Raw genomic sequence first — 26,527 nt, forward strand, 5'->3', positions numbered from 1 at the left:
TTATTCCTTTGGCGGTTCGGCGGATAGCCAATTCATCAGGGCGGCGCGAACGGATTGGCTTTCGCTCTGCTTGCCCAGTTGGTCGAGCGGCACGAGGTTGGATTGAACGGTGAGGATGTCGTCGCCTGGCTTGGAAGGCAGGTTCTCTTTGCGCCGCACTTCGCCGCGGGTCATGTTCCCGTTCTGGGTCATGGTTGCGTAGTAAGCGGCGCGCCCTGCGCTGTCGGCGCGCAGGAATGCCTCGAGCGAGTACTCGGCGTAATAGGTGATGCGGTCCACGGCGGTAAGCAGCTTCTTCTCGACGCACTGCTCGATGGGCGCGGTGTAGCTCATGATGCAGTAGGTGAGGAACGCCAGCTGCTGCTGCTCCAGGCCAGTGCCCCAGTTGCTGCCCTTGTCGGTCTTCATGACCATCCAGGCCGGCACGCCGAACCACCGGCAAATTTCCTCGACGCTGTGCCCGCGGGATTCAAGCAGCTGCGCGTCGGCGGGGTTGATACCGATCGCCTCTGGCGTGATGCCGTATTCAAGAACCGGCGACTTGCCGGCGTTCATGGCACCGCTGATGGTCTTCGCGTACTCGCGGAAGTCGGTCCGCTGCTCTGGATTCAACACCCGGTCCATCTTGAACGCTACGGTGGGCATCATGCCGTTCTTGAACGTGCTGTTTGCCGCGTCATCCGCCGACATCGCCGAGCCGAAGACGTCGGCGCCATAGCGGATGGCGGAAAGGCCCATCTTGCCGTCCAGGGTGAAGGCCGGAATGTGCAGCATGTCCTTGCGCAGAATCTCGCGGCGCGGGCCCTTCTTGGGCGAGTACCAGTAGCGCAGCCGGCCGTTATCGTCCGTTTCGGGCTTCACGCGGCCAGGCAGCAGGAAGTCGATGGCGATCACGCGGCCGGCTGAGCGGTGAATTTCGCAGTAGGCGTTGCCCCACAGCAGCATCGAGGCAACGACAGCCTGCCAGAAGTGAAAGGCTGTCGTGTCTTCGTTGGGGCTGGTGTGCACCACGTCGTAGAGCGGGAAGTCCCGCGCTGTCTCGCGGCTGCCATCAGCCTTGCGGCGGTAGATGTTGAGCGGCAGACCCGCAACGGACATCGAGATGATGCGCACGCAGGCCCACACGGTGGACAGGCGCATGGCGTTGTCGACGTTCACGGTCTTGCCGGAGCTGGACTGACTACCGAAATAGCTGCTCCAGAACCCGCCGTCACTCAGACGAATCGGTTTGCCGACCCACTCGGTGAGGCTGGCGGCCGGCCGCTGCGCCGAGGTGACCAGCGCCTGCATGAGGCTTTTACCCATTGGTCATACCCCGGCGGATGAAGCCTGCAATGCAGAACAACGAGCTGGCCCCGGAGATCAGCGCCCAGCCGGTACCGGCCAGCAGCCAGACGCCCGCGCACAGCAATGCGAAACCGGCCAGGCTGACCAGCAGGAATGCAAGGAAGGCGTTCATGTGATGATGGGATTCCGTATGGCGTCGAACCAGTCGTCGTCGGTGTTGGGGGTTGTGGCCTGGGCGAGCACGCGGCCCACCGCCATGATTAGTGCCACGGCACCGTCGATCTTGTTGTCGTTGCCTTGCTTGATCGGCCGCACGATGTCGTCGTTGCCCGGCAGGTTCTTGCCGATCACATTGCCCATGCACCAGGTCATGATGGGGTTGCCGTCGTGGTGGAAGCGGCCACTCAAAATGGCGGCTTCAAGCTCCTTCATGGGCGTGGACATGTTGGTGTAGTTCTGGGTGATGACGACGGGCGTAAGGCCTTCGTCTTCGAGCTCGTGCGACAGGCCGGTGGCACCGTGCGGGTCGATTGGGCATTCCTTCACGGCGCACTTGCGGCCTGCGTCCTTGGCCTCTTCCAAGATCTCGCGGTAGTCCACCTCGGCGCCTGCTGTCTCGATCAGGTCGCCGGTGTTTACCCAAGCCTGGAAACGCTCGGACATCCGCTGGTTGTCGACGCTGCGCACCGTGTCTTCTGGCACCCAGAAGCACGGGGCCACGCAGTAGTAGTGGATGCGGTCGTCGATGACACGCCAGAACAGGCGCGCCATGCTGTTCATGTCGAGCTTGCGGGCCAGGTCGAAGCCCAGCACGCAGTCCTGCCCCTCAAACTGCTCCAGGGTCAGGCTGGCGTCGGCACTGTTGCGCCAGGCTTCCATGTTGTAGAAGCCCGCCTTCGCCGATACCCAAATGTTGAGGTGCTTGGTCTTGAAGGTGTTGGTGAACCGCGCGGTGCGGATGGCGCGCTGCTGCTGGCTTTCCAGGTACTCGCGAAACACCGAGATGCCGAAGTTCGGGTTGGCCTTGGCCAGCACTTTGGGGTCGGTCCAGTCGTCGCCTTCGTCGATGGTCCAGATCCAGCCGAACAGCTCTTCGTCCGGCACGTCGCCGGCGAGCATCTCGATCACCTGGCGTCGCAGGTCGTAGCACGGGCCTTCGATGTCAGAACCGGCGGTTGTGATCACGAACATCAGCGGCTGCCGGCGGGCGCCCATGCCGGTGAGCATGGTTTCGTACAGCGCGGCGCTCTGGTGCTCGTGGTATTCGTCGACGATCGCGCAACTCGGCGAGGCGCCGTCACCAGGGTTGCCGATCAGCGGCTCGAAGCGGCTGCCGTCCAGCGGGCGGTTCATGTTCGAGGCGTTGACCTCGATGCCGGCGGCTTCCATCAGCATGGGCGAGCGTTTGACCATCAGTCGCGCAGGGCGGAACACCTCCCAGGCCTGCTTCTCGGTGGTGGCGCCGGCGTAGACCTCGGCGCCGAACTCGTCGTCCGAGGTGAACATGCCGATCCCCACGCCGGCGGCGACCACGCTCTTGCCGTTCTTCCTGGGCACTTCCCAGTAGCTGACGCGGAAGCGGCGAAAGCCCGTGTGCTTGCGCACCCAGCCAAACGTCATGGCGAAGCCGAACAATTGCCAGGGCTCAAGAGTGACCAGCTGCCGCTTGAACGCCCACTCACCCTTGGTATGCGGGAGCATCTGCATCAGCCGCAGCTTCTTCTCGGCCTTGGCCGGGTCGAAGCGGTACGGGAACCTGGCGCCCCGGCTCTTGGCCAGGTCGCAGAAATGCCGCTCAACTGCTTCGCGCACGTACTTGCAGCACGGCACCTTGCCGGCAATGACACGCTTCCCCCAACGAATCGCGGATTCGACGTTGGGGTACTTCGTTGCCATGTGAGCCTGCGGTCAGACGAGATCTGCGAATGGGTTGTTGGCTTTCGCCTTCTTGCCGCCGATCAGACGGGAACGGCTCGACGGATCGAGGCCGAGCATCGCGCCGAACGTCACCATCTGCGACATGGCCTCCTTGGCAGCAGTCAGCGCCGGATTCTTCATGGGGCTGCCCATCGCAGACTCGACAATCGGACCGTGCTGAACGACCAGTTCCTGGGCGGAACGCCAGTTGGCATAAGCCGTACAGAACGCCTCGACGTTGTGCAGATCAGTGATGCACACGATGTGCTGCGCGAGCAGCTCGGGAACGACGGTTTGCCACATCTGGATGGCCAGCGGCTGCATCCATTCGGGCGGATCAACGTGCGTTATCTCGGTGAATTTGGGCTCAGTTTTATTGAGCGCCCGCTTACCAGGATTGCCCGCCAGAGCCTTCTTGGCCGTGGGTTTCGGGCGCCGGCCGGATCGCCCTGCAACACCAGGCATGGGCCGAACTCCTGAATTTCATTTTTCGCGGGTATGAAAATTTGGCTCCCCCCGTCGTTCGGGCGGTCTGCAGCGGCAAGGTTTCGACCCGCCCCACCAATGGTAATGATTCTCATTAACTGATTTATCGAAGAAATTCCTCGACTCGTACGTCTACGGCCGGCTGCCGAGCAAACCCACGCGCTCACCGATGCTGTTGTGGCATGGCCTGCACAGGGCGCGGAGGTTGTCCCAGTCCAGTGCCAGTTCGGGATGTGTCTTGTAGGGCTTGATGTGGTCAGTCAGGTCGCTAGCGGCGTTGTCGCAGTGTTCGCAAACAGGATGCTTCTTGCGGTAGTAGATGCTGAGCCGACGCCAGCGCTCAGCCTTGTAGAACCCATCAGATTCATCACGCCGCTCGTTGTAGCGCTTGTGAACGGTGCGCTTCGCTATCTGTTGCTTCTCGGCTGCTAGCGGCGCGTGGCGAGGACAGTAGTAGTCGCCACGCACGAGCGTGCTGCAGCCAGCCCAGGCGCAGGGCTTGAGTGGACGGACCGGCATAGATCAACGCTCCCCGGGCAATGAACTGCCCTCAGCCGCCTTGCTGGCCGCCTGGCTTGCTGTCTCTGCTGCTTGCGCCGCGGTCTTCGCCGCCTCGCTGGTCGTCTCTACCAGCGTCTCCAGCTTCTTATCCTTGCGCCCGAGAGCATCATCGTAGGCCTGCCGAATATCGGCGAGCTGCGCAGTCATAAGCCGCTGTGCGCTGTACATGCCCAGCTGGTAGCCGATGGTCACGCCACTGATCACGAACAGACCAGCCAGCAACCACACCTCGGCACGACGCCACCAATGCTTGGCGCGCTTCGTTACGGGTATCTCGCTCATCACTTCGCCTCAAGGGCAGATCTCAATCGCGCTACTTCTTCGGTCAGACGGACGATCTGCTTGTCCTGTTGCTCGAGCTGCGCGTTCATGGCCTTCATGGCACCAGTGAGCTCGCCAACCTGGCGATACATGTCGTTCCGCTCTTTGCTCACCACCTCGTTAGCTGCTCGGAGCTTCTCGTTCTCGACGAGCATCCGTTCCAGCATGTCCTTCTCGGCGCGGTCATTGGCGATCGATGCGCCACTGCTGGAGAAAGCCTTGCGCAGCCATGTGAATGCCCACATAAGACCGATCCCCCCGGCTGTGAACCAGCCGAAAGGATTGCCGTCTGTGGGATCCATGGGGGCGCTCAATAGGTAGAAACGAAAAAGCCCCGCTCAATGGCGGGGCTTCTGAATACTAATCCTACACACGCAAGATCGGCAGGATGGGTAAATATTCGGCCATACGGCCATGCCCTGTCAAGCAGCTGATCGAGCCAATACGCCTTCTTGCTCGAGGACCTGTTCAGCTGCTGCTAATGCATCAGTAACCATGTCCTCCAGAACTTGACCAACACCCTGCCTCCAGCGCCTACGGGTACGCTCTGGATTCGCGTCAGGATCCCATCGATTGAAGTCATAGAACTCGGGCGGCAGAACGATCATGTCAGCAGAGCGCTTTCCATCGAGGCCCTTCAATTGCGGGATTGCCCAGGCCGTCACTGCGCTGGTAACGAACAATCTCGGGGCGTGTGAAGCCACCACCGGCACCAACGCACTGATGGCCTGCACCTTACGCCCCTTGTGCGTGCTGAACTTCGCCACCAGCGCGTTCCAGTGCCTGGGGATTAGTTGGCTGTGCAGCCGGGCGAACACCCAGCAGTCGGCCTGCATGCGATCCGAGCCGGACACGCCCGACCCAACCCGCACCGTGTCCAAGTCAATCAGCTTCTGCCATGCCTGCTTACTCGTGTTGTCGATGCATTCAGCGGCCAACGCCGATACCACTGCACTTTGAACGCTTGGATAGATCATCGCCCCTCCCCCACTTGAACCATCACCACAGTCGGTGCGCTCGCCAGATACGCCTCGATCACCTTGATCGCCTCATCCAGGCCGCGGCACACCGCCGCCTTGTAGCCCTGCTGCGCAACGTCATGCAGGAAGTCGCGCTGCGACTGGCTCACCACCGCGCTATGCGGCGCCGATGCCTTGAACTCGATGTACAAGCCGAAGAACCCGGCGCGAGCCATCGGCAGCACGATGTCGCTTACCCCAGCCTTAACGCCCTGCGCTTTCAGCTTGGCGGCCACCGCCTTCACACGGTGCCCACCGTTGGGTACGTGATACGCCAGGCCGGCGGCAACCGGATGGCGAACCTGCAGCCAGCGGAACAGTGCGGCCTGTTCCATGCCCTCGTAGTCCACGGCCGGCCGGCGGGTGCTGGGCTTCGCCAGTTGCCACTTCTTGATCGGTTGCGCCACGGTCAATCCCCCGAGAGATGCGAGCCACCAGGGCCGCGCGTGTTGGTTTGCTGGTACTGCTCGCCATCACTGGCGATGACTTTGCGGGCTGGGCGTGGTGCCCGGCGCTCGGCAGCGGTCAATTCTTGGCGCAGATAGGCGATCGCATCTTCGTGGTTCATCGCCTCACCGCTCGCCAGCACCACGCCGACGCCATTGCAGGCCACGCAGATTCCGCTATGGAAGACGCCAGACCAATGACCCGAGCCTTTGCATATCTCGCAGCGGCCGTGCTGCTGTGTGGCAGTCACGCGCATGGCTCGGCCTCGCGCTGCTTCTGCTGCTCAGGCTCGAAGTCGCCGCGGAGCGGCATCAGTGAATGTTCTCCGTACGCAGCATTCAGTGGCACGAGCTGATGCGCGCAGATCCACCCCGGTAGGCGCGCAATATGATCTCGGACTGGACCGCGAATGATGTCGCCTCGGCTGAAGTACTCAAGCAGCTCAACAACGCTACCAGCCATGACCGGCGGGAGGTCGATCAGAGTGATCGCCAGGTCACCAACCTTGAACTGATTACGCATTTTTCACCCTCCCCCCATAGAAGCGCTTGAAACGGCGGCAATGCCCGCCAGCTCTGGTGCTGCGTTGTTTTGCAGAAGTGCAGGAACAGCTACTTTTTGGCCGTGTGCATTGGCAAAACCGCACTCATCGAGGCGGGCATGCCAGCGTTCCAGCGCATCACGCCGGCGGGCCATGTCGTCCTTGGTCAGGTAGGTTTCGGCGGTCACGCCGAGCGAGTGGTTGATCAGCCGCTCGGCCACCATGTAGTCGATGCCGATGTCCGCCAGGCTGTCGCGCATCAGCTTGCGCAGGTCATGGCTGGTCCAAGCGCGGCCGCTGATCCCGCGGATCAACTTGTGGGCGCTGGTCTCTGCCAACCGGTTGCCACCACGCACCGCGAACACGAAAGCCGAACGTAGCCGTTGCTCAGGCAGAGCCTCGCGATAGCGCATGAGCAAGCCAACGACCTGCGGCGTCAGCGGCAGCATATGCTCACGGCTCGACTTCTGGTCAGCGGAGCTGATGAACCAGATGCGCTCATCCAGTGACACTCGGGACCAGCGCGCTGACAAGGTCTCCCCGATACGCGTCCCGTGAGCCAGCATCAGCAGCGGCAACATGCCCTTGGCGGGATCATCGTTGAAAACCGCCACCAGGTGCCGCACCAACGCTCGCAGGTCGATGCGCGACAACGCCGCTGGCTTCGGCTTAAGCTTGCCCTTGTAGAAATTGCGGAAGGTGATCGATGCCATCGGGTTGGCCGCAATGCGGTTCATCTCCTCGGCCATGGCGAACGCCTGGCGCAGGCCCTGGATAGCCTTCTGGATCGTACGCGGCGCCATTTCAGCCTGCTGCATAGGCCATACCAGCTTATTGTCCATCACCACGCGATCCAGCTTCGCGATCATCACCTTTCCAAGCCTTGGCAGAACCTGAACCCGCATCGCCGAGGCCATAGTGCTGCGGTACTTCTCGCTGCGCGTGCGGTCACCCTCAATGCGCGACAGCCACCACTCGACCACATCGCCAAGGGTGCGGAAGCCTGGTTTCTTGGCCATCAGCGGGCCTCCTGCTCGTCGCGCATCGCCCGGATTTGCGCTTGCAGCGCATGGATCTGGCCGATCAGCGCCTTGGCCATCTCGATGTCGTCGCCGAACATGTACATCACCGTGTCGTAGAACCTTTCACGACTCCCGTCACGCCAGGGCCGAACTAGCCCGCCAAGCCCACACAGCTCAAACTCCTGGCAAGCCTCAGCTAAATCCAGCAGATCCTCGATTGTTGGGCTGGCCATCAACGAACTCCTCTGGCGGGACGGGCCGCCTCAATGGCTGCGGCCGCGCCGGCGGCGGTCAGGCAGTAAGCGAATGGCACCTGCTGATTCGGCCTGATCACAGCCACGCGGGCATGCTGGTAACGGCAGCCGAAAAGCACGTAGCCGTCAGGCGTGATCCAGCAGTTCTGACGGTTTGGGACGGCGCGAACGCGCAGGAGGTCAGCCATTGCCCACCTCGCCATCGGCAATGGTGAAATGCTTGGGCGCCTTGCCTGCATGCACGCCCTGAACTCGGGCAACGTGATCGGGCAGTTGATTGATCAAGGCACGATGGCCACCGGGGAACTGGCGGTCATCGGTGAGTGTCCCCGCGGCCTGGGCGTCGACGATGATCGCCAAGCAAGCCAGCGCGTGCGCCAGGTGAGGCAGCCCACTATCCGGATCCGCCTCCTCCCCCTCGAACCAAGCCGCCAGGTGGCGGTTCGCAGCATCGAAGTAGATCGACGCACGCACGCCTGCAGCTCTCCAGTTGGCCCGGCCATATTTCGAGGCCCCATCCAGTAGCCCCAGGCAACCCATCGCACTGGCGGTGGTCGGCCACAGGTGCAGCGGCAACTTCTTCGAGCCAATCGCATCTTTCGGATTCGTATCTTTCGTCTCGCTCATCGCCTAGCCCCCATAGCCCGCTTCAACCCACCGTCCTGCAGCACCAGCCGGTAATCGTTCCCGCGCTGCACCCTGATCACCCGCCTGCCCATCTGCTCCACCCGAAAGCCCACCAGCAGCAACTGCTGCAGGGCCTGGGCCTGGGCGGCGGTCATGCCACACCTCGCCGCGCGCTGTTCCAGTCGAACACCACCACCACGCCGTCACCCTCGCGAAGCCGGTCCACCACGCGGTCTCCGAGCGCACCGGCCAAGGCCTGAGCGAACAGGTTCGAAATCACGATGGTGGGCTTCATCTCCTCGTACCGCGCGTTGATCACCTCGAACATCACCATCCGCTCGAAATCCGTGCCGTAACTCGCCCCCACCTCGTCGAGAATCAGCAGATCCGGCGTGCGGAACACCTCCAGCGCCTCGCGCTCGCTCTGCGCAGCCTCCTTGCCGTAGCTCGCCTTCACCTGCTGGCATACCCGCGCAACCGTCGTGTACAGCACGGTGCGCCGGTGCTGCTCAACCACCGCCGAACCGATCGCCACCGCTAGGTGCGTCTTGCCGTTGCCAACGTGGCCCAGCAGCATCAAGCAGCGGCCGTGCGCCGCGTTGTCGGGGAAATTGTTCGCGTAATCCACGCACAGCTGCAGCGCCACCTGCTGGCGGTCAGTGCTGGCCCGGTAGTTCGCGAACGTCTTGTCCTTGAACCGCGGTGGTATCAGCGCCTGCCCCAACTGCCGCTCCAGACGCGCCGCCACCGCCAAACGCTGCTGCTCGCCACGCTCCACCGCCTCAGCCTGGGCCTGATCGATGCGCGAACACTCAGGGCACCCCGAGAGCGCACCGTCACGCAGCACACTGGCGATGTAATCACCATGGGTCGGGCACTTAGCCGGCGCCGTGCCGGTGATGCCTGCCGATTGCTTCAGGCGCGCCAAACTCGCGCCCAGGGATTCAGATCCTGTACGAGCCATCGGTTCTGGCCTCCAGTCCGGCATGTGGGTCTTGGTTAGCCAGGTCGGTGTGCTGGCTGCTTCGCCCAGGGCGGGCGGTTGGCGCGGCAGCGGCACGAACGCCACTGCGCTTGATTGAAGCCACCAGCTCACGGCACCAGCCGGCCTGGTTGTGCGCCGTGTCGCGGGTCAGCCAGTACGAAACGAATTCCTTGGTCGCTTCCGGCGTCACCTGGTCGGCAGTGATGCCGATCAGCTTCAGGTGCGTGGCCAGGCTCACCTCGTCCGGTGCCCAACCCTCGAACATCTCGAACCGCTGCCGGGCCTCGATGTTCGCAATCGCGGTGGGCGCCTGTTGTTGTTCTTTATCTCTTCTCTTCTCTTCTCTAGGTAACGCATTCGCTAACGGTGGGGTAACGCTGGCAGCGTTACTTTTACCGTTACCTTTTTTGTGGCTTGCCACGCGAAGTGCCGTGAGAGAGCGATTCTTAGCGGTCTTGCCGTTGTGGCGGTCGAAATTCGGGATGCTGATCTCCCCGTCCGCCTCGATCAGCCAACCCACCGAAATCATGTGATTGCAGAAACCGCTAACGCCAACCAAACGGTCAAGTAACTTTTTGGTAACGCTCGGAGCGTTACCTGCTTCCGTCTGCTGGTCGAACCAACCCCACACCCGCAGCAGCTTTCCCACTACGGCATCGAGGTCGATATCCGCCACGTCCGCAATCTGGCAAACCTCGGGCTTGTCCAGGGTCGCCAACTCAAACTTGATCCAGTCACCGGCCATGGCAATCACCACGTGCCACGAAACACGCAACGCCAAAACGTGGCGCGCCACATCCTGTCTTGCGGGGGAAAAGGGAAATGCCCATAATCAGGCCTCTGTTGTAGTGCTTCATGGAGCCCGGTCTAGCCACCGGGCTTTTTATTGCCCGCGATCCGGGCACTGTATAAATACCCATCCCTTCCAGCCGTCTGCCTCCCTGGGCGGCGCGTCGGTAGGATGTGAATCGTGGTCAGGCGGCCGGCTTCTCCACGGCGCCCTCTTCCGGGTACAGATCGGGCCGCAGCTCATGGCGAGAAATGCCGGAGGCAGACTCGATGGCCAGCACCCGCTCAGCCGGAATGCGCCCCTTGGCGCACATCTGCTGAACGAATTGAGGTGAGCAGCCAATCGCCCGCGCCAATGCGGATTGCGAGCCGACGGCCTGTGCGGCTTTAGTCGCAGCGTTCTGCGTCATGGTTGTGATCTCGCTGGTTTAACTACCCCGCAAAGCTACAGCCGAAAATTGTAATTTACAAGCGAGAATTGCAATGCCAGCTACAACCGTTAGTTGTATCGTTGCGCGCATGGAAACCATCGCAAGCCGCATCACGGCAGCCAGAGAGAAACTGGGGATCAACCAATCCGAGCTGGGCAGACTGCTGGGCGTCCGCCCGCAGTCCGTGCAAGCGTGGGAGTCGGGCAAGAACATCCCCAGGCACAAGCGCCTGGTCGAGATCGCTCATGCGCTGGGCATCAACCCCTCGTCGCTAATTGATCTTTCAGATGAAGAGGACCCGCTCGACGCTGCCGAAGAAGCTGACGACAGCTCCATCACCAGCCGCATCACCAAGCTGGTGATCAACCGGCGGCCGGGCATCGGTACCCGTGGCGTGAAGCGCGATATCGCCACCACCTGTGGAATCAGTTACGAAGCGGTGCGCCAGTGGTTTGCCGGCGATACCGGCAACATCAAGAACGAGAACCTGGCAGCGCTTGCTGAGGGGTACGACACCACCGTCGACTGGCTGCTATCGGGAAAGGGTGAGCCGCCACGCCGTAAACAGGCCTCCGGGGCTGCGGAGAAGGTGCTGCAGATGCTTCAGGGCAAGAACCTGCGACCGGATCAGCTCGAGCGCTTGGAGAAGTCAGTTACCGATACCCTGAACGACAGCTACCCGACCTCGGCGCCTGCTGAAAACGTGATCGTGGCCGACTTCACGCGGCGCCCCATCGTCGGCGACGAGATCCGCATTGCCCACTACGACGTCCAGGGCGCCATGGGAGGCGGCAAGGTGGTTCACGACTTCCCTGAGATGTTCCGCGACGTGACCGTCAGCCAGCAGCACTTGCGCGAGTTGGGCGTCACGTACAAAGACCCATCACACCTGAAGCTGATCACCGGCGACGGCCAGTCCATGGAACCGACTATTCAGGACAAAGACCCGCTGATCGCGGACGCCAGCATTCGCGAATTTGTCGGTGATGGCATCTATGCCTTCACTTGGCACGGCCATTTCTACATCAAGCGGCTGCAGGTCAAGGACAGCGATCACTTCAAGATGATCTCGGACAACAAGCACCACGACACAGAGATCATCCGCATCGACGAGACCTTCATTCAGGCCAGGATTCTGCTGGTATGGAACGCCAAAAAGCTTTGATCTGCCGCGCGGCGGCAGTATCGCCACCCAATAAAAATGGACTACCGGGAAAGGACGACTAGATGGTTAGCGAAGCAGACAAGGAATCTCAAATTTACGAAGTGCTGATCGAGCACTCGGTGAAGTACACCAACAAGCTGCCTCTTTCTGTCCAGGACGTAATACAATCCCTGGCAGCACTTGAAAAGGTTTCGGTTCATTTTCTTCCGCAAGCACTCTCAGAGCTTACCGGCGCGGGCGTAATGTCGGCGGAATTGCTTGTAGAAGGCTTCCAACAGGGCTCCTTCATTGAAGACACGATTGTTCGTTTAGTCTTCAAGGACAAGGAGAACATGGACAAATTCATAGACAAGGTGCGGGAGAAAGGAGTCCATGCGTATCGAAAACTTCCTGGCAATGGTAAGCCGGTTTTGAAAGCGATTGCTGTCTCTTCAGTAATTGGAGCGCTAGTTGCTACAGGTGCAATATTTGCGATCAATAGCACCCAGAAACAAGCCGCGCCTGCATTAAACCTTAATATTTCCGATAGTACTTTCGTAGTTATTGGTGCTGAGTCATATTCAATGTCTCCCGAGAAGTTTGCGGAGGTTATTGAAAAGGTCGGCGCGACGGACAAAAAGAAACTTGCACAAGCGGCTGTCAAGATAATCGCCCCCGCCAAGAAAGAGGAAGGCGCCACAGTAGCTATGACTCAGGAAGGAAACCTTGCGCTTCCGCCCGAAACAGTCAAAGCAACGCCCGACTCTGTTGATTTCGACCCTTTTGAAATTGATCAGCCGCACCCAGATGCTGACGTTGAGATACGAGCTACCGATCTCGACTCATCAAGTAGAGGTTGGGCGGCTATCATCCGGGGTGTAGTTGATCGAAGAGTGAAGCTCATACTTGAGCCAGGCGTAGACCCACAGGATGTTGCTGGTAAGTTCAAACTGCGCGCCGACGTCCTAGTTAAATTTCGGATGTCTTCTAAAACAAATAAGATGGAGCCTATATCGATAACCATCCAGAAGGTCATTGAAGACTAGACCTTGCTCAAAAGAAGCCCGGCACCCACCGGGCTTTTTCATTCCCCTTGCACTTCCCCTCTCCGCCGCCGGTCTACCGATCACCCCAACTCAGGAGCTGATCATGTGCGGCCGCTTCGTCCAATCGTTATCCCCTGCCGAATACGCCCAGAGCCTGAACCTCGACCTATTCGATAGCACGCCCATTGGTCGCTACAACGTGGCGCCCACCACCGGGGTGCATGTCATCCACCAAGTGGGCGATCGCTACCGGGATTCGGTTATCCCCTGGGGCTGGAAGCCGCAATGGGCAACGGGTGGCCGGCCCGGCCCGATCAACGCCCGCCTTGAAACGGTCGCCACCAAGCCCTTCTTCCGGCCGATCTGGAAGAGCGGCCGCTGCCTAGTCGGTGCCGATGGCTGGTACGAATGGAAGACGGACCCGGACGACAAGAAACGCAAGCAGCCCTACTTCATCTGCCTCAAGTCAGGCGACCCGCTGCTGTTCGCGTGCATCGGCCAACTGCCCCACGGCGACGAGGAGCCAGGCGCCAGTGACGGCTTCGTGATCCTCACCGGCGCCGCCGATGCCGGCCTGGTCGACGTGCACGACCGCAAGCCGCTGGTGCTCTCGCCGGACTTTGCCCTGAGCTGGCTATCCAGCGACACCTCGGCAGACGATGCCCTGCACATCGCCGAGCATCAGGAGCTGCCCGCCGAGGCCTTCGAGTGGTACCCAGTCAGCCGGGACGTTGGTAACGTGCGCAATAAGGGCCCGCATCTAATAGAGCCCATCGACGATCCTCTGCTATGACTGCACTCGCAGCAGCTGATCGAGCCGCGTCGTGTAGCTCTGGCTCATCAGATCCCGCCGCATGCCCCATTCCGGCGTTGCCGGCACGCCGGCCGGGCGCAGCGTGCCGCGGCCCCATCGAGCGTTGATGCTGTCCAGCACACCCATCACCCGCTCCGTCGCGGCCGGCTGAACAGGCGCGAACAGGTCGTCGGTGTACTCGCCACGCCGCCGCAGGTCCAGCAGCAGAATCTCCGCCTTGCTGAAGGCGAAGCCTGGCCGATAGAGGGCTTCCAGCCCCTGCACCGCGGCCTTGGTTATCAGCCGCGTGTCGTCCGTCGGGTACGGCAGCTCCATCACCTCGCCGCGGGCAAACTTCGGCTCGTCAGGGTTGAACATGCCGGTGCGGATGCTCACCCGCACGCGCTTGCAGCTGGAGCCCTGGCTGCGCAACTTCTCGCAGGCCCGAGCGGCATAGGTGGCCACGGCCTCGCGGATCGGCGCCAGCTCCTTCAGCCGCTTGCCGAACATACGGCTGCAGCAGATCTCCTGCTTCGGCGCCGCCGCCTCTTCCAACTCCAGACACGAGGTGCCGCGCAGCTCGCGTGCTGTTTTCTCCACAACAACGCTGAACTTCGAGCGCAGTGTCCAGGCATCCGCCTGGGCCAGGTCCCAGGCCGTTTTTATGTTCATGGCCTGCAGGTGCTCGGTCATGCGCCGGCCGATCCCCCACACCTCGCTCACATCCACTGCGCGCAGCAGTTTGTCGCGTCGCTCCGGGTCGAGAATATCCACTACTCCGCCCGTCTGCCGCTGCCAACGCTTGGCCGCGTGGTTCGCCAGCTTGGCCAGCGTCTTGGTGCCGGCGATGCCTACGCCGGTCGGGATGCCCGTCAGCTTCAGCACCTGGGCGCGCAGCGTTCGCCCCAGCGCCTCCACCTGCCCGCGCGGTATGCCCGTGAATTCCGCAAAGGCCTCGTCGATGCTGTACACCTCGAGCGCCGGCACCAGGCCCTCGATCACCGTCATCACCCGCTGGCTCATGTCGCCATACAGCGCGTAGTTGGAGCTGAACGCCAGAATGCCGTGCTTCTCCAGCACGTCGCGGATCTGGAAGTAAGGCGCGCCCATCTTTACGAACGGCTTGGCGTCGGCGCTACGCGCGATCACGCAGCCGTCGTTATTGCTCAGCACCACGATGGGCGTGCGCAGCAGGTCAGGACGAAATACCCGCTCGCAGCTGGCGTAGAACGAATTGCAGTCGATCAGCGCGAATACCCGGTCAGCCATCGTCGTGGCACCTCACGCTGAAGCGCACCACGCCCCAGATCGCCAGCTCGTCGCCGTCCAGTACGTAGCGCGGCGCGTATTCCGGGTTCTCCGAACGCAGCACGATCTGGTTGTTCTCCCGGCAGAAGCGCTTTGCTATCGGTTCACCATTGAGGGCGGCGACCACGATATCCCTGGGTTTTGCCTCGGACGAGCGGTCCACTACCAACAGGTCACCGTCGAAGATGCCAGCGCCTTTCAAGCTCTCCCCGCACACACGCACCAGGTACGTGTGCGGCGCGCGAAGTTGGAACAGCTCGTCGAGCGAGATCTCCTGCTCCAGGTGATCCTGCGCCGGGCTGGGGAAGCCAGCCGGCACCTTGAACGAATACAGCGGCAGCTTGGCGCCCGGGGCGAATGCCCCACCAACCACTTTCACGCCATCGATAATTGCCATTTACACCAAACCTCGAAGCACGCGCCGTCAGAACGGAGCAGCCTCCTCATCAGCCGCAGCTGCACCGCCCTCTTCCCTGTCGAACACCGCGTCCATATCGCCTGGCTTCTCCCACTGCAGGATCACGGAGCCCTCGTCGTCGAAATCCATCTGCAGGCCGTCCGTCTCGGCCAGCAAATCCATGATCGTGCCCCAGGCCTCGTCGTTGTCCGTGTCCAGCCTGTGAATGCGCACTCGCCTGCCCAGCTGCGCAATAGGCGAATTGATCATCGCCGACACCCGCAACCCCAGTATCTCGGAGCCCGTCAGCGGCTCCTGCTCGGTTTTCAAAATCACGTTATGCGCTGCCATAGCCACCTCCCGAATAACTGTATGTACATACAGTATTTCACAACCACGAACGTGCTCAAGGGGTGCTCCTACAATTCTCGCTTGCATATGAATTACAATTTTCGCTTGCAGCATACAATTTTCAGTTGTAGATTAAATCCATCGCAGCGCAGAACACCGCGCCGCTGCCGCAAGGCACCGCTCTTTAAAAACCAGCGCCATGAACAGCTAGCCGGGCAACCGGCGAGGCAGCCCCGGCCATCACCTGTGGGGCGACAGAAAGTCAGGTGAGCAACAAACCGCAGCGCGCGCCAGCGACCGGCGTATTGCAGCAGAGCCAACAGAGGGGCCGAGCCGCAAACGAGGTGCAGACCGAACCGCGCGAATGACCTAGCCGCGCTGCGCAGCAACACCCGATTTCACTGGCTGGCCTTGGCAACAGGGCCAGACGGGAAATCAAACGAGGAAGCAGCCATGGGCTGGACAGAAGACTACATAGACCTTTGCCACTGCTGCGTGAGCGACCCAGCCACCCTCGCCAACATGAGGGACATAGTCATCCCTTCACTGCAGGACCTGGCGGAAAGATACCGTGCAGCCGCATCCGAGTGCCCAAGCGTTTTTCTGGACTGGCAGTACCTGGACAGCAAGGCAAATAGGCTTGAACTGGCAATAGCCAGCGGTCGGCTTCGCTGCCAGCGCCAGCCGGTTCAACAGCAACTCTTCTCTGCTTAACGCTTTCACTGGCTGGCCTTGGCGACAGGGCCAGACGGGAAATCACCCGACAAGGAACACGCCATGACCACCAAGAACATCGAACTACCCGCCATCGGCCAGCCCTTCCCCGGCCAAGGCGGCATCTACGCCGGCTTCATGCCAGCCCGCAACGGCGCCGAGGGCTACCACCTGATCCTGGGTGATGAACTGCCCGGCCGTTTCGAGTGGGGGCCTTACGACGACCTTGCCCAAGCCACAAGCCTGGTCGATGGCCTGGCCAACACCAAGGCGCTGCTGGCAGCAGATGGCACCTACCCAGCCGCGCAGGGCGCTGCAGCGCACACAGCCGAGGGCCGCGCCGATTTCTACCTGCCGGCAGCCGCCGAGCTGTACGAAATCTGGCTGAACCTCAACGGCAAGCTGGCTGGCTGGGTCTGGAGCAGCTCGCAGCGCTCCGCCGACAGCGCATTCTACGTGGGCTTCGATGATGGCAATCAGCACGACACCGGCAAGCTCTACGAGCTCCGCGTCCGCCCCGTCCGCAGATTCATTCAGTAATTCATTCATTGCCTTTCGCCCTCGCCAGAGGGCGCCGCAACCGCACCGGCAGATGCCAGGCCTGCGCTATTCACGCAGGGTCTGGTCACCCGCGCCTGGCATCTGACCAGTGCGGTTACCCACGCCAAGGAAGCACTATGCCGAACACCATCACCATCGCTGGCTGGAAAGGCTGGATCGATGCCGGCCTGCCGCGCCGTCAGCTTGAGGCCGTCATGCACGCCGCCAGCGACAAGACCGCCAAAGAGATTGCCCGCGAAATGGGCATCAGCCCCGACGGCGCTCGCCAGCGCCTGGACGAAGCCCGCTTCAAGCTCGGCATGCAGCGCACCACTCGCGGAACAGTGCTCGAAGCCTGGAAGCGCGGAATCATCGCCCCGCTCGCCATCGCCCTGCTGCTGGGCAGCAGCCACCTGCAACAAGTCCCAACCGTACGCCGGCCCGCCGTGCCGCGCACCTACCAACAAGCCCGCATCGCCCGCAAGGTGGACGAGCTGGCGTTCGTTGCCTGAGGCAAGGAGATCGTCATGAGTCAGGTAACTGCCTGCAGCGAGTTCGGCCAAGATAAACCCCAGATCCACCCCCTCCTGCGCGCCACCCACTACGTCCTCGACCTCGAAACCCTCGGCAAAGGCCCCAACGCTGCCATCGCCACCATCGGCTGCGTGCGCATCGAGAACGGCGTCATCGGCGACGGCCTCTACATCCGCGTCGACGTAGACAGCGCCATCGGCTTCGGCGGCGAAACCGACGCAAGCACTATCGACTTCTGGCTCAAGCAGAGCGAAGAAGCGCAGCGCGAGATCCACCAGGGTTTCAACCGCGTGAAAATCAACAACGCCCTCATCCAGCTGGCCGACTTCATCGACAGGCCCGCCGCCGTCTACGGCGAAAGCTACGTGTGGGGCAACGGCGCCACCTTCGACAACGTCATCATCAGCACCGCCTTCCAGCGCGCCCACGTGCCCAGGCCTTGGCAGAACCGGAACGACCGCGACCTGCGCACCATCACCGATCTCTACCCCGAGGCCAAGAAAAGCGTCCAGTTCGTTGGCCTAAAGCACCACGCCCTCGACGACGCCATGCACGAAGCCCGCATCCTCGTCGCCGCCCTCAAGCTGCACATCGCAAGGAGCCCAGCATGAACGCATTCCAGCGCGCCCGCGCCACCCTCGACGCCATCCCTGCTCTCCTGCGCCGCAGCGCCGAGGCCCGCAAGCAGACCCAGCAGCGCATCGCCATCAAGCCCCGCGCCACCCAGCTGATCGCCACCGGCAGCGGCATGGTGCGCGTCGTCGACGCCGACACCGGCCGCGTGCTCGGCTTCCGCGAAACCATCAAAGAAGCCCGCTGGCTGCAGCAGCAGCTCGAAGGCGCCCAACCCCTGGAGGCCTGACCATGATCGAAGCACCCAGCCTGCAGCCCCGCGCCGAACAAAGCGCCGAGCTCGCCGCCCTCATGGCCACCTACGAGCGCCAGCACGGCCCCGTGCAAACGCTGCCCATCGTCACCGCCGGCAACAAGCAGCTGCCCTTCGTCATCACCAGCCCCGGCAAGCCCAAGGCCAAACCCAGCCGCGCCCTGCGCCAGCAGGACCACAAGCGCGTCGAGCTGAACACCGCCAAGAAGCGCAAAGCCGCCGAGCGCCTGGCCATTCTGCAGCGCATGGCGCCCGCCGGCGCCAGCATCAACGAGATGTGCGACGCCACCGGCCTGAGCCCCAAGACCGTGATGGACCGCCTGCGCGACCACCGCATCAAGCGCGGGCCGAAGATGAATCTGGAGGCGTAAATGCCGATCACCGCCCCCGTTATCCGCTACCACGGTTCGAAGTTCCGGCTCGCGCCCTGGGTGATTGAGCACCTGCCTGAGCACACATGCTACGTCGAACCGTTCGGCGGCGCAGGCGGCGTTCTGATGCAGAAGCCTCGCGCATATGCAGAGGTGTACAACGACCTCGACGGCGACATCGTCAACCTCTTTCGCGTCCTGCAGGGAGAACAGTCTCGTGGCGAGCTGATCAAGGCCGTCACCTTTACCCCGTACGCCCGTGCTGAGTTCGAAATTGCCTGGGAGCCTGCCGCCGATCCGGTCGAGCGTGCACGCCGCACCATCATCCGCGCGCAGATGGGCTTCGGCTCAGCCGGCGCCACCAAGGGCAAGACCGGTTTCCGCATCGACACCAAGCGTGAATACGGAACAGCCCAGGCACTATGGGCGGAATACCCCGAGTCGATCGCAGAGATTGGCCAGAGGCTCAGCGGCGTGCTGATCGAGAATCGGCCAGCGATCGAGGTGATGCGCGCCCACGATGCCCGACAGACGCTGCACTACGTCGACCCGCCCTACATGCACGACACGCGATACCTGGGTGCCAAGCACGGTCGCTATTACCGACACGAGATGACTGACGAGCAGCACGCGGAACTGCTGGCCGCGCTGCTCGAGCTGGAAGGAATGGTGGTCATATCCGGCTACCCGTGCGAGTTGTACCACAGCATGCTTGCGGGGTGGGACCGGCGCGAAACATCAGCCCGTATCTCTGCCGGCCGAGGCGCCGCGACCAGAACCGAATGCATATGGCTGAGCCCGGCTTGCCGCGATCGGGATCAGCGCCAGGGCGACATGTTCGCCAAGGAGGCCTAATGCCCCAACCCCAACAAGCCCGCAGCGCCAAGACCGCCGCCAAGCGCAAAGAGTGGGACGAGAAAGAGCTGCGTCACCGCGTGCGGCCAGGAATCAACGCCAAGCTCGCCGAGCTCATGGCCTGGCACGGCATCACCGAACAGGCCGAAGCCGTGCAATTGCTCATCCTCAACGCCCACGCCCTAGGCCCCGAAGCATCCGCCACCGCCCTCGCCCTACCGCACCACGAAATCCAGCTATCGGAAAGCGTGGCGCGCGATTTCCGAAACCAATCCCTGGCAGAGGCCCGGCGTGACCCTGGCGACGAAATCGTCGCGCCAACCAACTGATCACCTGCAGGCGAATCCGGGGCCAGGAATGGCCAGGCCAGATGCGTGCTGGGAAGCGCCAGCCGCCTGCACCCTAAACACCACCGAGGAAACAGCATGAAACCTGAAATAGTCACCGTGAAGGTCGGCGAGATCAACATTAGTGCGCCATCACAGCTTGTTATCGCGGCCCTGATGGCCGCTGCCATGGGCAATGTCGAAGTACCAACCGTCAGTTCGCCTCAGGTAACCGCGCAAGCGCCGGGCATCGGCGAATACTGGCCTGACCAGGGCGGCTTCAACGCCGGGCTGATCGCAGCCACCAACGATGTCCCAGCGCACTACCTCGTCGTCGCCACCGAGGATATCGGCGACCACGCTTGGGGCGGGCGCGGCAAAGAGTCAGCCGCCACCAGCAAGCTGGACGGCCTGGCGAACACCGAGGTGCTGGTGAAGGCTGGCGAGCATGACGCGGCCAGCGCTGCAGCGAATCATGAGGCCGACGGCTTCAACGACTTCTACCTGCCGGCAGCCGGCGAGCTGTACCACTGCTGGCTGCACGTGGCCGAGCTGTTCAATAAGGACTGCGCTTACTGGTCAAGCTCGCAGCGCTCCGCCTACAGCGCATTCACCATGGGCTTCGATGATGGCAATCAGGACCTCAGCGGCGGCAAGGACGACGAGCTCCGCGTCCGCCCCGTCCGCAGATTCTTCATTTAATCCTTCATTCATTCGACCAAGGGGCGCATCAGCGCCTTTTTTGTTGCCTTCAGAAAGGAGCAGCACATGAAAGCAGTTCAGCAAGCGGCAACCCTCCCGGCAATCGGCCAGCCCTACGGCGGCGGTTTTGTAACCGGCATCACCCGTGACCCGGATACCGGCAAGCGCTACCTCAACATCACCGCCGGCGCCGAGCATGAGCTGGTCGGCGCCTGGGGTGAATATGGCCAGAAGGTCGACGGCGCCAGCAGCTTCACCGACAGCCGCGCCAACACCGAGGCGATGGCAGCAGCAGGCAGCGACCTCGCACAACGAGTCCTGGCACTGAGCATCGGCGGCTTCAATGACTGGGCCATACCGGCGCGCGACGTGCAGGAGCTGCAGTACCGCCACTTCAAGCCGACCGCCGAGGAAAACTGGCAGTACAACCGTTCCGGTGACAACCCGAACAGCGAGCCGGTCGGCCACCTGTACAGCGAAGAAGACCCAGCCCAGACGGTGCACGCGGGCTTTCGCGAAGATGAGGCAGAGGCCTTCCACGAGCGGGCGTACTGGTCGAGCTCGCAGCGCTCCGCCTACTACGCATTCAGCATGAACTTCGGTGATGGCGGTCAGGGCACCAACGGCAAGTACAACGAGCTCCGCGTCCGCCCCGTCCGCAGCGAATTAATTGATTAATTCGTTTATTTAATTCCGGCCGCTTGCGGCCGGCGCCTCAAGGAAGAAGCCGATGGCAATGCACACCGCCTTACCCATCCACAAAGTGGCCTTTGATCTGCTGAGCCTGTCGACCGACATCACGCGCAACATCCCGCGCGACCTGAAGGCAGGGCTCGGAGCCAAGGTTCGAGACGAATGCATCGAAGTCATGGTGCTGATCGCCCGGGCCAACGCGGCACGGGAGAAACGGCAGCACCTGGGCGAGATGGTCGAGCGTGTGCAGGTGATTGAGTTCCTGCTCCGGCTTTTCAAGGAGAAGCGCTTCATCAGCGTGCCCCAGCACGCGGCCGCCATCGAGCTGACAGCCTCCATAGGCAAACAGGCCAACGCCTGGAAACGCAGCACAGCATCCGCGCCCGCTTCCTGAAGGCCACGGCCTACAGGACTGTGCGACTTGAATCTGGTCGTGCCGCTGGCCCGTTGGCCACCGCCATGCGCAGCAGAGATACCGCCGGTCTAAAGCGGCCGCGTAGGTCTCGCGCAGTTACCAGGCTGAGCAATCGGCCTGGCGACGTAGATAGCACGATTGGTCGCAGCGCTCCGCCAACAACGCATTCAACATGAACTTCGATGATGGCAATCAGAACAACAACGACAAGAACAACGAGCTCCGCGTCCGCCCCGTCCGCAGATTCGAATGGTGCTCCCTACCCCTTCAGCGCCCTGGTACAGGCCTACTACGACTGCCGGCGCTCCAAGCGCAACAGCGCCAGCGCGCTGGCATTCGAGCAGCACCTGGAACGCAACCTCATGCAACTCCACCGCGACCTGCTCACTGGCCGATACCAGCCAGGCCGCTCAATCTGTTTCGTCGTCACCCGGCCAAAGGCGCGCGAAGTATGGGCCGCAGACTTCCGCGACCGCATCGTGCACCACCTGCTCTACAACCACATCGGTCCGGCCATCGAGCGCACCTTCATAGCCGACAGCTGCGCCTGCATCCCAGGGCGCGGCACGCTTTACGCAGGCAGGCGGCTCGAAGCGAAAGTGCGCAGCGCCAGCCAGAACTGGGCGGAACCCTGCTGGTACCTCAAGTGCGACCTGGCCAACTTCTTCGTGGCCATCGACAAGCACGTGCTCTGGCAGCAACTGGCACCGCGCATCACCGAACCCTGGTGGCGATCACTCGCCCACCAGGTGCTCATGCACGACCCGCGCGAGAACTACGAAACCCGAAGCCCGGCGCACCTCTTCAACAAGGTGCCCCAGCACAAGCGACTGGCCGTGCAGCCGGCGAGCAAGGGGCTGCCAATTGGCAACCTATCGTCGCAGTTCTTCGCCAACGTCTACCTCGATGCGCTCGACCAGTTCTGCAAGCACCAGCTCGGCGTGAGGCACTACATCCGCTACGTCGACGACTTCGTGCTGCTGCACGAATCCCCGCAACAGCTGAACGAATGGCTGCAGCAGATCAACGCCTTCCTACCCACGCTGGGAGCAAGGCTGAACCCCAAGAAGACGATCCTTCAGCCCGTAGACCGGGGTATCGACTTCGTCGGCCACGTCATCAAGCCCTGGCGCCGAACCACCCGCAAGCGATCGGTTGCCCAGGCCCTGAAACGCACAGCCCAGGCTCCAGCCGAGCAACTGCGCGAAACCGCCAATAGCTACTTCGGCCTGCTCACCCAGGCCAGCCATAGCCAGAAGGACCGGGCGGCGCTCGCCAACCTGGTGCTTAAACGCGGCCATGCCGTAAACGGCGCACTGACCAAGACCTACCCCAAGAAATAATCACCCACAGCCGCGCCGCATCCAGCCATGGAGGGCGCCCGCCGCCTGGAGAACGCCATGCGAGCACCCGTTAAATCCTGCTGGTACGTCTGCCTCCCCTGCGGCAAGCGCTTCCCCATGGTCGGCTCTAAATGCGACCACGACGAAGCGCTGGCCCACGCCCTGAGCATCTGGCCCCACTGCTGGGTTGAGTAGCCGCCCGAGAGAAACCCATGCCCGCCTACTACAACGAACACGACCCCTACGCCGCCCAGTGGCTGCGCAACCTCATCGCCGCCGGGCACATCGCGGCGGGCGATGTCGATGAACGCTCGATCGAGGATGTTCACCCTGATGACCTCAAGCCATATACCCAATGCCATTTCTTCGCCGGCGTCGGCGTCTGGTCTCTCGCCCTTCGCCGTGCCGGCTGGAGTGATGACCGACCTGTTTGGACGGGTTCCTGTCCGTGCCAACCTTTCTCCGCGGCAGGCCAAGGAGCTGGGTTTGATGACGAGCGCCATCTCTGGCCAGCTTTTGCCTGGCTCATCGGCGAGCGACAGCCTCCAGTCATCTTTGGAGAACAGGTTGCAAGCAAGGACGCAGGCCCTTGGCTCGACCTTGTACAAACTGACCTGGAAGCGATGGAGTACGCCCTCGGGGCCATCCCGTTTCCGGCTGCGGGCGTCGGTGCTCCGCACATCCGCGACCGACTCTACTGGGTGGCCGACGCCAACCGCCGCACTGGCAACCAAGGGCGTGAGAACCTTCGAGGGCGGGCTGCTGGAGGCGATGCGCAACCACGGCCCGGATCTGGCAGCGGCAGCGTGCTTGGCGGGCTGGACCACCCCGACAACACGGGACTGGAAGGACTCCGGCGCGGACATAAAGCCCCGGGAGGACGGATCGCAACGCTTCGATCAGTTACCGAGGCAGGCGAACTTGGCGGGCTGGCAGACGCCCACGGCGATCGACAGCCGCCGGGGCGATTACCAGTACGATCAGGGCGACAAGAGCAAGCCCCGGCCGTCGAACCAGGGCATGGCCAAGATGTGCGGCCCGGCCCGGTTAACGGCCTCTGGCGAGATGCTGACTGGCTCTTCTGCCGGGATGGCAAGTGGCGGCCAGTTGGACCCGGCACATTCCCGCTGGCTAATGGGGCTCCCTCCCGAGTGGGACGCCTGCGCGCCTACGGAAACGCCATCAATGCTGAAGCGGCGGCGCAATTCATAGCCGCCTACCTCGAGGCCACCCCATGAAACGCAAACCCAACAACACCCGCGCCCGCATGGAGCGGGCCATGCGCGGCCTGGTGCGCGTCAACCACGTGGCGGTGGTCGACATCTCCACCTGCGAGCGGCACGTCATGGTCAACCTGCGCACCGGGCGCCTCATCCCGCCCGGCGAAATCGGCCGGGCCGTGTGCGACGTCTCGCACCGCTGGTCACTGTTCATCGCCGCGCTCTGCGCAGAGCCAGGCGGCAACCGCTACATGAAGTTCGTGCTCATCACCACGCAAAGCAACTACATGGCCGAACACCTCACCGACCTCATCGAAGGCTACTACCAAGAGCTCGCCGCCAACTGCAACGCAAAACACCTGCTCGGCCCCGCATGGATCGCCGTGCCCAACGATGTCGAAATCGAAGAAGCCCAAGCCCACCAGCTATTCAAAGCCCTCGGCGCCTGGGCCGAACCGGCAGCTGCGTAGCTCCAGCTATTCCAAATAGCCACAGGCCCACCGGCATTCCTTGCCAGACGCACCCGCAGGCCTGCAGCCCTTCCAGTATCCCATGCCCAACATTGCCGCTGATGCGGCGAGGTGAACTATGACCGCACCACACCTGCAACACCTGGCAGCGCTGATCGCCAACGATGGCCACGCCGCAAGCTTCCATAGCCTGGGCCAGTACCGAAGCGCGCTGCTGAAAGAGATTGCCCAGACCAGCGCCACGCCTGAGCAGGAGCCGGTAGCAGGAGATCCGCCGGGAAGTTTTACCAAGCACATGGAATACATGGAGCGTTGCCGCCAGCAGCAAAAAACCATCGACGGCATGAATGCCGCACACTGGGAGGTAGTGCAAAAGCTCGAAGCCGCCACCCAGCGCGCCGATGCGGCTGAGCGGAAGCTGGGCGAGGTGGTGGAGTTGCTGCTGTTGATTAAGAAGCAGCCAGGTCTCAACGAAATACACCGTGCGCGCATCAATACCCTGCTATCCGCCAGCGCAGAGCCTTCCGGCTATTCAAAGATCGGTGATACCCGTATCAAACCTGATGGATCGGTATCCACTCTGGTGGATACTGGCGATGGTGATATTGGTACGGTAACAACAGGCTGCCCGCCTATTGCTTGCGTACTAGACAAGAAGAACGGCGTAATTAAGTCAGCAGAACAACCTACGCAGGAAGAGCTGGGCGAAGACGCTCGCGACCTACAGGCGCGGGATGATCAAGAGCGCGCTCTGTTCGAGCGCGAGGAGCGATACATGGTCATCAAGCTGAGCAAATTGGCCGATGACCAGGGCGACGATATGGATCGCCAAGAGCAGATCTATCGCCTAGCTCATTTCGGCAACGCCATGGTTGAGTGTGTGGTTGTCGAGTCCGATTGGCCGGAGTACCCAGCGGTCTGGCAGATGATCGAAGATCGGATGAAAGGCAAGCAGCCCGCCAGCGTGGCGGTGCCGGATGAGCTGCGAGCTGAGATCATGCGCGCGGATGGAGTGCTTGCCGCCCTCACGGCTTGCACAAGGCCGCTGGAAAGGCTTGAGCGAAACCATGGAGCCGACTGGTCGAAGGCGATAGACAGCATTCGCCGAGATCTGCTCAATGCACTCGCCGCCCACCGCGCCCAGGCGCAAGGCGGTGTTGCGTGACCAGAGTCACCTATTGCCGCGGTACCGGTCTGAAAGTAATCGACTGCACCTGCCTGCGCTGCACCCCCACCCGCTAAACCCTGAACCCAACCCCTCAATCAGGCTGCCGGCCCCGCCGGCGGTGAGGCCCCGTCATGCCCATGCACCTGATCTACATCGCCGGCCCGTACCGCGGTCCGGATCGGGCAGCCATTGCCCGCAACATCGCCAACGCCCGGGCCGTCGCCATCCACGCCGCCGAACAAGGCTGGTTCCCGGTATGCCCTCACCTCAACACCGCGCACATGGAAGAAGACCTGCCCTTCCCCGACGACTACTGGCTGGCCGGCACCATGCTGCTCATGGAGCAATGCGCCGCCGTCGTCCTGGTGCCCGGCTGGCAGAACAGCACCGGCACCCTCGCCGAAATCGCCCGCGCCAAGCAGCTCGGCATCCCCGTCTTCACCAACCACAAGGTGCTGTGCTTCGCCGACGAGTTCCGCGCGCCAGCCATACCCACTCCCCGGCCCGCGCCGGAATCGAGGTGATTATGCCCGCCGTCCAGCTCACGGAGCCGCTCGACAAGCT

Annotated in this window: 39 protein-coding genes; 18 read left to right on the forward strand and 21 right to left on the reverse strand. The window is 62.3% G+C overall.

Going from position 1 to position 26,527, the window contains the following annotated elements; translation table 11 throughout:
* The 18 genes from BUC40_RS17520 to BUC40_RS17600 all read right to left on the reverse strand — a co-directional run bounded on the left by BUC40_RS17520 (position 1) and on the right by BUC40_RS17600 (position 10,666).
* Positions 1–1,305, reverse strand: coding sequence for a phage portal protein (locus tag BUC40_RS17520; RefSeq protein WP_073267465.1), 1,305 nt, complete (start codon positions 1,303–1,305; stop codon positions 1–3).
* Entirely contained in the window at positions 1,298–1,459 is a 162-nt protein-coding gene (locus BUC40_RS22940) for a hypothetical protein (protein ID WP_167369173.1), read from the reverse strand. Before BUC40_RS22940 ends, BUC40_RS17520 begins: the two co-directional genes overlap by 8 nt.
* Complete coding sequence (locus tag BUC40_RS17525; RefSeq protein ID WP_073267466.1) at positions 1,456–3,183, reverse strand: terminase large subunit; 1,728 nt, start codon at positions 3,181–3,183, stop codon at positions 1,456–1,458. The genes BUC40_RS22940 and BUC40_RS17525 overlap by 4 nt, the downstream gene beginning before the upstream one ends.
* 12 nt (positions 3,184–3,195) lie before the next feature.
* The gene (locus BUC40_RS17530; RefSeq protein ID WP_073267467.1) at positions 3,196–3,669 is read right to left on the reverse strand and encodes a phage terminase small subunit P27 family; all 474 of its coding nucleotides are present in this window, start codon (positions 3,667–3,669) and stop codon (positions 3,196–3,198) included.
* A 153-nt stretch (positions 3,670–3,822) separates the two neighbouring features.
* Positions 3,823–4,209: an HNH endonuclease signature motif containing protein gene (locus BUC40_RS17535; RefSeq protein WP_073267468.1), complete on the reverse strand. Its 387-nt coding sequence runs from the start codon at positions 4,207–4,209 to the stop codon at positions 3,823–3,825.
* A 3-nt stretch (positions 4,210–4,212) separates the two neighbouring features.
* A complete protein-coding gene (locus BUC40_RS17540; RefSeq protein WP_073267469.1) occupies positions 4,213–4,533 on the reverse strand; it encodes a hypothetical protein in 321 nt (106 codons plus the stop codon).
* Positions 4,533–4,874, reverse strand: a complete 342-nt coding sequence (locus tag BUC40_RS17545; RefSeq protein WP_073267470.1) for a hypothetical protein — start codon at positions 4,872–4,874, stop codon at positions 4,533–4,535. Before BUC40_RS17545 ends, BUC40_RS17540 begins: the two co-directional genes overlap by 1 nt.
* A gap of 120 nt (positions 4,875–4,994) precedes the next feature.
* Complete coding sequence (locus BUC40_RS17550; RefSeq protein ID WP_073267471.1) at positions 4,995–5,549, reverse strand: hypothetical protein; 555 nt, start codon at positions 5,547–5,549, stop codon at positions 4,995–4,997.
* A complete protein-coding gene (locus BUC40_RS17555; RefSeq protein ID WP_083593619.1) occupies positions 5,546–5,926 on the reverse strand; it encodes a VRR-NUC domain-containing protein in 381 nt (126 codons plus the stop codon). The genes BUC40_RS17550 and BUC40_RS17555 overlap by 4 nt, the downstream gene beginning before the upstream one ends.
* A gap of 74 nt (positions 5,927–6,000) precedes the next feature.
* Entirely contained in the window at positions 6,001–6,204 is a 204-nt protein-coding gene (locus BUC40_RS17560) for a hypothetical protein (RefSeq protein ID WP_083593606.1), read from the reverse strand.
* A gap of 80 nt (positions 6,205–6,284) precedes the next feature.
* Positions 6,285–6,560, reverse strand: a complete 276-nt coding sequence (locus BUC40_RS17565) for a hypothetical protein (protein WP_073267474.1) — start codon at positions 6,558–6,560, stop codon at positions 6,285–6,287.
* 3 nt (positions 6,561–6,563) lie between these two features.
* Positions 6,564–7,448: a site-specific integrase gene (locus BUC40_RS17570; protein ID WP_167369174.1), complete on the reverse strand. Its 885-nt coding sequence runs from the start codon at positions 7,446–7,448 to the stop codon at positions 6,564–6,566.
* Between the two features lie 149 nt (positions 7,449–7,597).
* The gene (locus BUC40_RS17575; protein ID WP_073267476.1) at positions 7,598–7,834 is read right to left on the reverse strand and encodes a hypothetical protein; all 237 of its coding nucleotides are present in this window, start codon (positions 7,832–7,834) and stop codon (positions 7,598–7,600) included.
* Positions 7,835–8,035: 201 nt separating this feature from the next.
* Positions 8,036–8,482: a dATP/dGTP diphosphohydrolase domain-containing protein gene (locus BUC40_RS17585; protein WP_073267478.1), complete on the reverse strand. Its 447-nt coding sequence runs from the start codon at positions 8,480–8,482 to the stop codon at positions 8,036–8,038.
* Entirely contained in the window at positions 8,479–8,637 is a 159-nt protein-coding gene (locus tag BUC40_RS22945; RefSeq protein WP_167369175.1) for a hypothetical protein, read from the reverse strand. The genes BUC40_RS17585 and BUC40_RS22945 overlap by 4 nt, the downstream gene beginning before the upstream one ends.
* Positions 8,634–9,446, reverse strand: coding sequence for an ATP-binding protein (locus BUC40_RS17590; RefSeq protein ID WP_167369176.1), 813 nt, complete (start codon positions 9,444–9,446; stop codon positions 8,634–8,636). Before BUC40_RS17590 ends, BUC40_RS22945 begins: the two co-directional genes overlap by 4 nt.
* On the reverse strand, positions 9,427–10,212 hold the full coding sequence (locus BUC40_RS22950; RefSeq protein WP_073267479.1) for a DnaT-like ssDNA-binding domain-containing protein: 786 nt from the start codon (positions 10,210–10,212) through the stop codon (positions 9,427–9,429). Before BUC40_RS22950 ends, BUC40_RS17590 begins: the two co-directional genes overlap by 20 nt.
* Positions 10,213–10,441: 229 nt before the next feature.
* Complete coding sequence (locus BUC40_RS17600; RefSeq protein ID WP_073267480.1) at positions 10,442–10,666, reverse strand: transcriptional regulator; 225 nt, start codon at positions 10,664–10,666, stop codon at positions 10,442–10,444.
* A gap of 109 nt (positions 10,667–10,775) precedes the next feature.
* Here BUC40_RS17600 and BUC40_RS17610 point away from each other — a divergent pair, with 109 nt between their 5' ends.
* The 3 genes from BUC40_RS17610 (at position 10,776) to BUC40_RS17620 (ending at position 13,670) form a co-directional block, all read left to right on the forward strand.
* Positions 10,776–11,852, forward strand: coding sequence for a helix-turn-helix domain-containing protein (locus BUC40_RS17610; protein WP_167369177.1), 1,077 nt, complete (start codon positions 10,776–10,778; stop codon positions 11,850–11,852).
* A 62-nt stretch (positions 11,853–11,914) separates the two neighbouring features.
* Positions 11,915–12,877, forward strand: a complete 963-nt coding sequence (locus BUC40_RS17615) for a hypothetical protein (RefSeq protein WP_073267481.1) — start codon at positions 11,915–11,917, stop codon at positions 12,875–12,877.
* 103 nt (positions 12,878–12,980) lie between these two features.
* Positions 12,981–13,670: an SOS response-associated peptidase family protein gene (locus BUC40_RS17620; protein ID WP_073267482.1), complete on the forward strand. Its 690-nt coding sequence runs from the start codon at positions 12,981–12,983 to the stop codon at positions 13,668–13,670.
* On the opposite strand, the gene umuC is transcribed toward BUC40_RS17620, so the two are convergent.
* Genes umuC through BUC40_RS17635 form a run of 3 tightly spaced genes read right to left on the reverse strand, consistent with a single transcriptional unit; the run spans position 13,665 to position 15,726 of the window.
* Positions 13,665–14,939 (reverse strand): translesion error-prone DNA polymerase V subunit UmuC, encoded by a 1,275-nt coding sequence (gene umuC / locus BUC40_RS17625; protein WP_073267483.1) that lies wholly within the window; start codon positions 14,937–14,939, stop codon positions 13,665–13,667. The two genes, BUC40_RS17620 and umuC, sit on opposite strands and share 6 nt — an antisense overlap.
* Positions 14,932–15,375: a LexA family protein gene (locus tag BUC40_RS17630; RefSeq protein ID WP_073267484.1), complete on the reverse strand. Its 444-nt coding sequence runs from the start codon at positions 15,373–15,375 to the stop codon at positions 14,932–14,934. The genes umuC and BUC40_RS17630 overlap by 8 nt, the downstream gene beginning before the upstream one ends.
* Positions 15,376–15,402: 27 nt before the next feature.
* On the reverse strand, positions 15,403–15,726 hold the full coding sequence (locus BUC40_RS17635; RefSeq protein ID WP_073267485.1) for a DUF1654 domain-containing protein: 324 nt from the start codon (positions 15,724–15,726) through the stop codon (positions 15,403–15,405).
* Positions 15,727–16,503: 777 nt separating this feature from the next.
* Here BUC40_RS17635 and BUC40_RS17645 point away from each other — a divergent pair.
* The 15 genes from BUC40_RS17645 (at position 16,504) to BUC40_RS17715 (ending at position 26,487) form a co-directional block, all read left to right on the forward strand.
* On the forward strand, positions 16,504–16,980 hold the full coding sequence (locus BUC40_RS17645) for an Lcl C-terminal domain-containing protein (protein ID WP_073267487.1): 477 nt from the start codon (positions 16,504–16,506) through the stop codon (positions 16,978–16,980).
* A 137-nt stretch (positions 16,981–17,117) separates the two neighbouring features.
* Positions 17,118–17,492, forward strand: a complete 375-nt coding sequence (locus tag BUC40_RS17650; RefSeq protein WP_073267488.1) for a helix-turn-helix domain-containing protein — start codon at positions 17,118–17,120, stop codon at positions 17,490–17,492.
* Positions 17,493–17,507: 15 nt separating this feature from the next.
* The gene (locus BUC40_RS17655; protein ID WP_073267489.1) at positions 17,508–18,125 is read left to right on the forward strand and encodes a 3'-5' exonuclease; all 618 of its coding nucleotides are present in this window, start codon (positions 17,508–17,510) and stop codon (positions 18,123–18,125) included.
* A complete protein-coding gene (locus BUC40_RS17660; protein ID WP_073267490.1) occupies positions 18,122–18,376 on the forward strand; it encodes a hypothetical protein in 255 nt (84 codons plus the stop codon). The genes BUC40_RS17655 and BUC40_RS17660 overlap by 4 nt, the downstream gene beginning before the upstream one ends.
* A gap of 2 nt (positions 18,377–18,378) precedes the next feature.
* Positions 18,379–18,771 (forward strand): hypothetical protein, encoded by a 393-nt coding sequence (locus BUC40_RS17665; protein ID WP_073267491.1) that lies wholly within the window; start codon positions 18,379–18,381, stop codon positions 18,769–18,771.
* Positions 18,772–19,626: a DNA adenine methylase gene (locus BUC40_RS17670; RefSeq protein ID WP_073267492.1), complete on the forward strand. Its 855-nt coding sequence runs from the start codon at positions 18,772–18,774 to the stop codon at positions 19,624–19,626.
* Positions 19,626–19,955, forward strand: coding sequence for a hypothetical protein (locus BUC40_RS17675; protein ID WP_073267493.1), 330 nt, complete (start codon positions 19,626–19,628; stop codon positions 19,953–19,955). Before BUC40_RS17670 ends, BUC40_RS17675 begins: the two co-directional genes overlap by 1 nt.
* Before the next feature lie 96 nt (positions 19,956–20,051).
* Complete coding sequence (locus BUC40_RS17680) at positions 20,052–20,654, forward strand: Lcl C-terminal domain-containing protein (RefSeq protein ID WP_073267494.1); 603 nt, start codon at positions 20,052–20,054, stop codon at positions 20,652–20,654.
* Between the two features lie 66 nt (positions 20,655–20,720).
* Entirely contained in the window at positions 20,721–21,332 is a 612-nt protein-coding gene (locus BUC40_RS17685; RefSeq protein WP_073267495.1) for an Lcl C-terminal domain-containing protein, read from the forward strand.
* Positions 21,333–21,384: 52 nt separating this feature from the next.
* Complete coding sequence (locus tag BUC40_RS17690; protein WP_073267496.1) at positions 21,385–21,741, forward strand: four helix bundle protein; 357 nt, start codon at positions 21,385–21,387, stop codon at positions 21,739–21,741.
* 203 nt (positions 21,742–21,944) lie between these two features.
* Positions 21,945–23,105 (forward strand): RNA-directed DNA polymerase, encoded by a 1,161-nt coding sequence (locus BUC40_RS17695; protein ID WP_083593612.1) that lies wholly within the window; start codon positions 21,945–21,947, stop codon positions 23,103–23,105.
* Positions 23,106–23,317: 212 nt separating this feature from the next.
* On the forward strand, positions 23,318–24,343 hold the full coding sequence (locus BUC40_RS17700) for a DNA cytosine methyltransferase (protein ID WP_073267497.1): 1,026 nt from the start codon (positions 23,318–23,320) through the stop codon (positions 24,341–24,343).
* The gene (locus tag BUC40_RS17705) at positions 24,340–24,795 is read left to right on the forward strand and encodes a hypothetical protein (protein ID WP_073267498.1); all 456 of its coding nucleotides are present in this window, start codon (positions 24,340–24,342) and stop codon (positions 24,793–24,795) included. The genes BUC40_RS17700 and BUC40_RS17705 overlap by 4 nt, the downstream gene beginning before the upstream one ends.
* 118 nt (positions 24,796–24,913) lie before the next feature.
* Complete coding sequence (locus BUC40_RS17710) at positions 24,914–25,960, forward strand: hypothetical protein (RefSeq protein WP_073267499.1); 1,047 nt, start codon at positions 24,914–24,916, stop codon at positions 25,958–25,960.
* A 134-nt stretch (positions 25,961–26,094) separates the two neighbouring features.
* A complete protein-coding gene (locus BUC40_RS17715) occupies positions 26,095–26,487 on the forward strand; it encodes a DUF1937 family protein (protein ID WP_073267500.1) in 393 nt (130 codons plus the stop codon).
* The last annotated feature ends 40 nt before the right edge of the window (positions 26,488–26,527 follow it).

This window comes from Phytopseudomonas punonensis (assembly GCF_900142655.1).
GTDB lineage: Bacteria > Pseudomonadota > Gammaproteobacteria > Pseudomonadales > Pseudomonadaceae > Aquipseudomonas > Aquipseudomonas punonensis.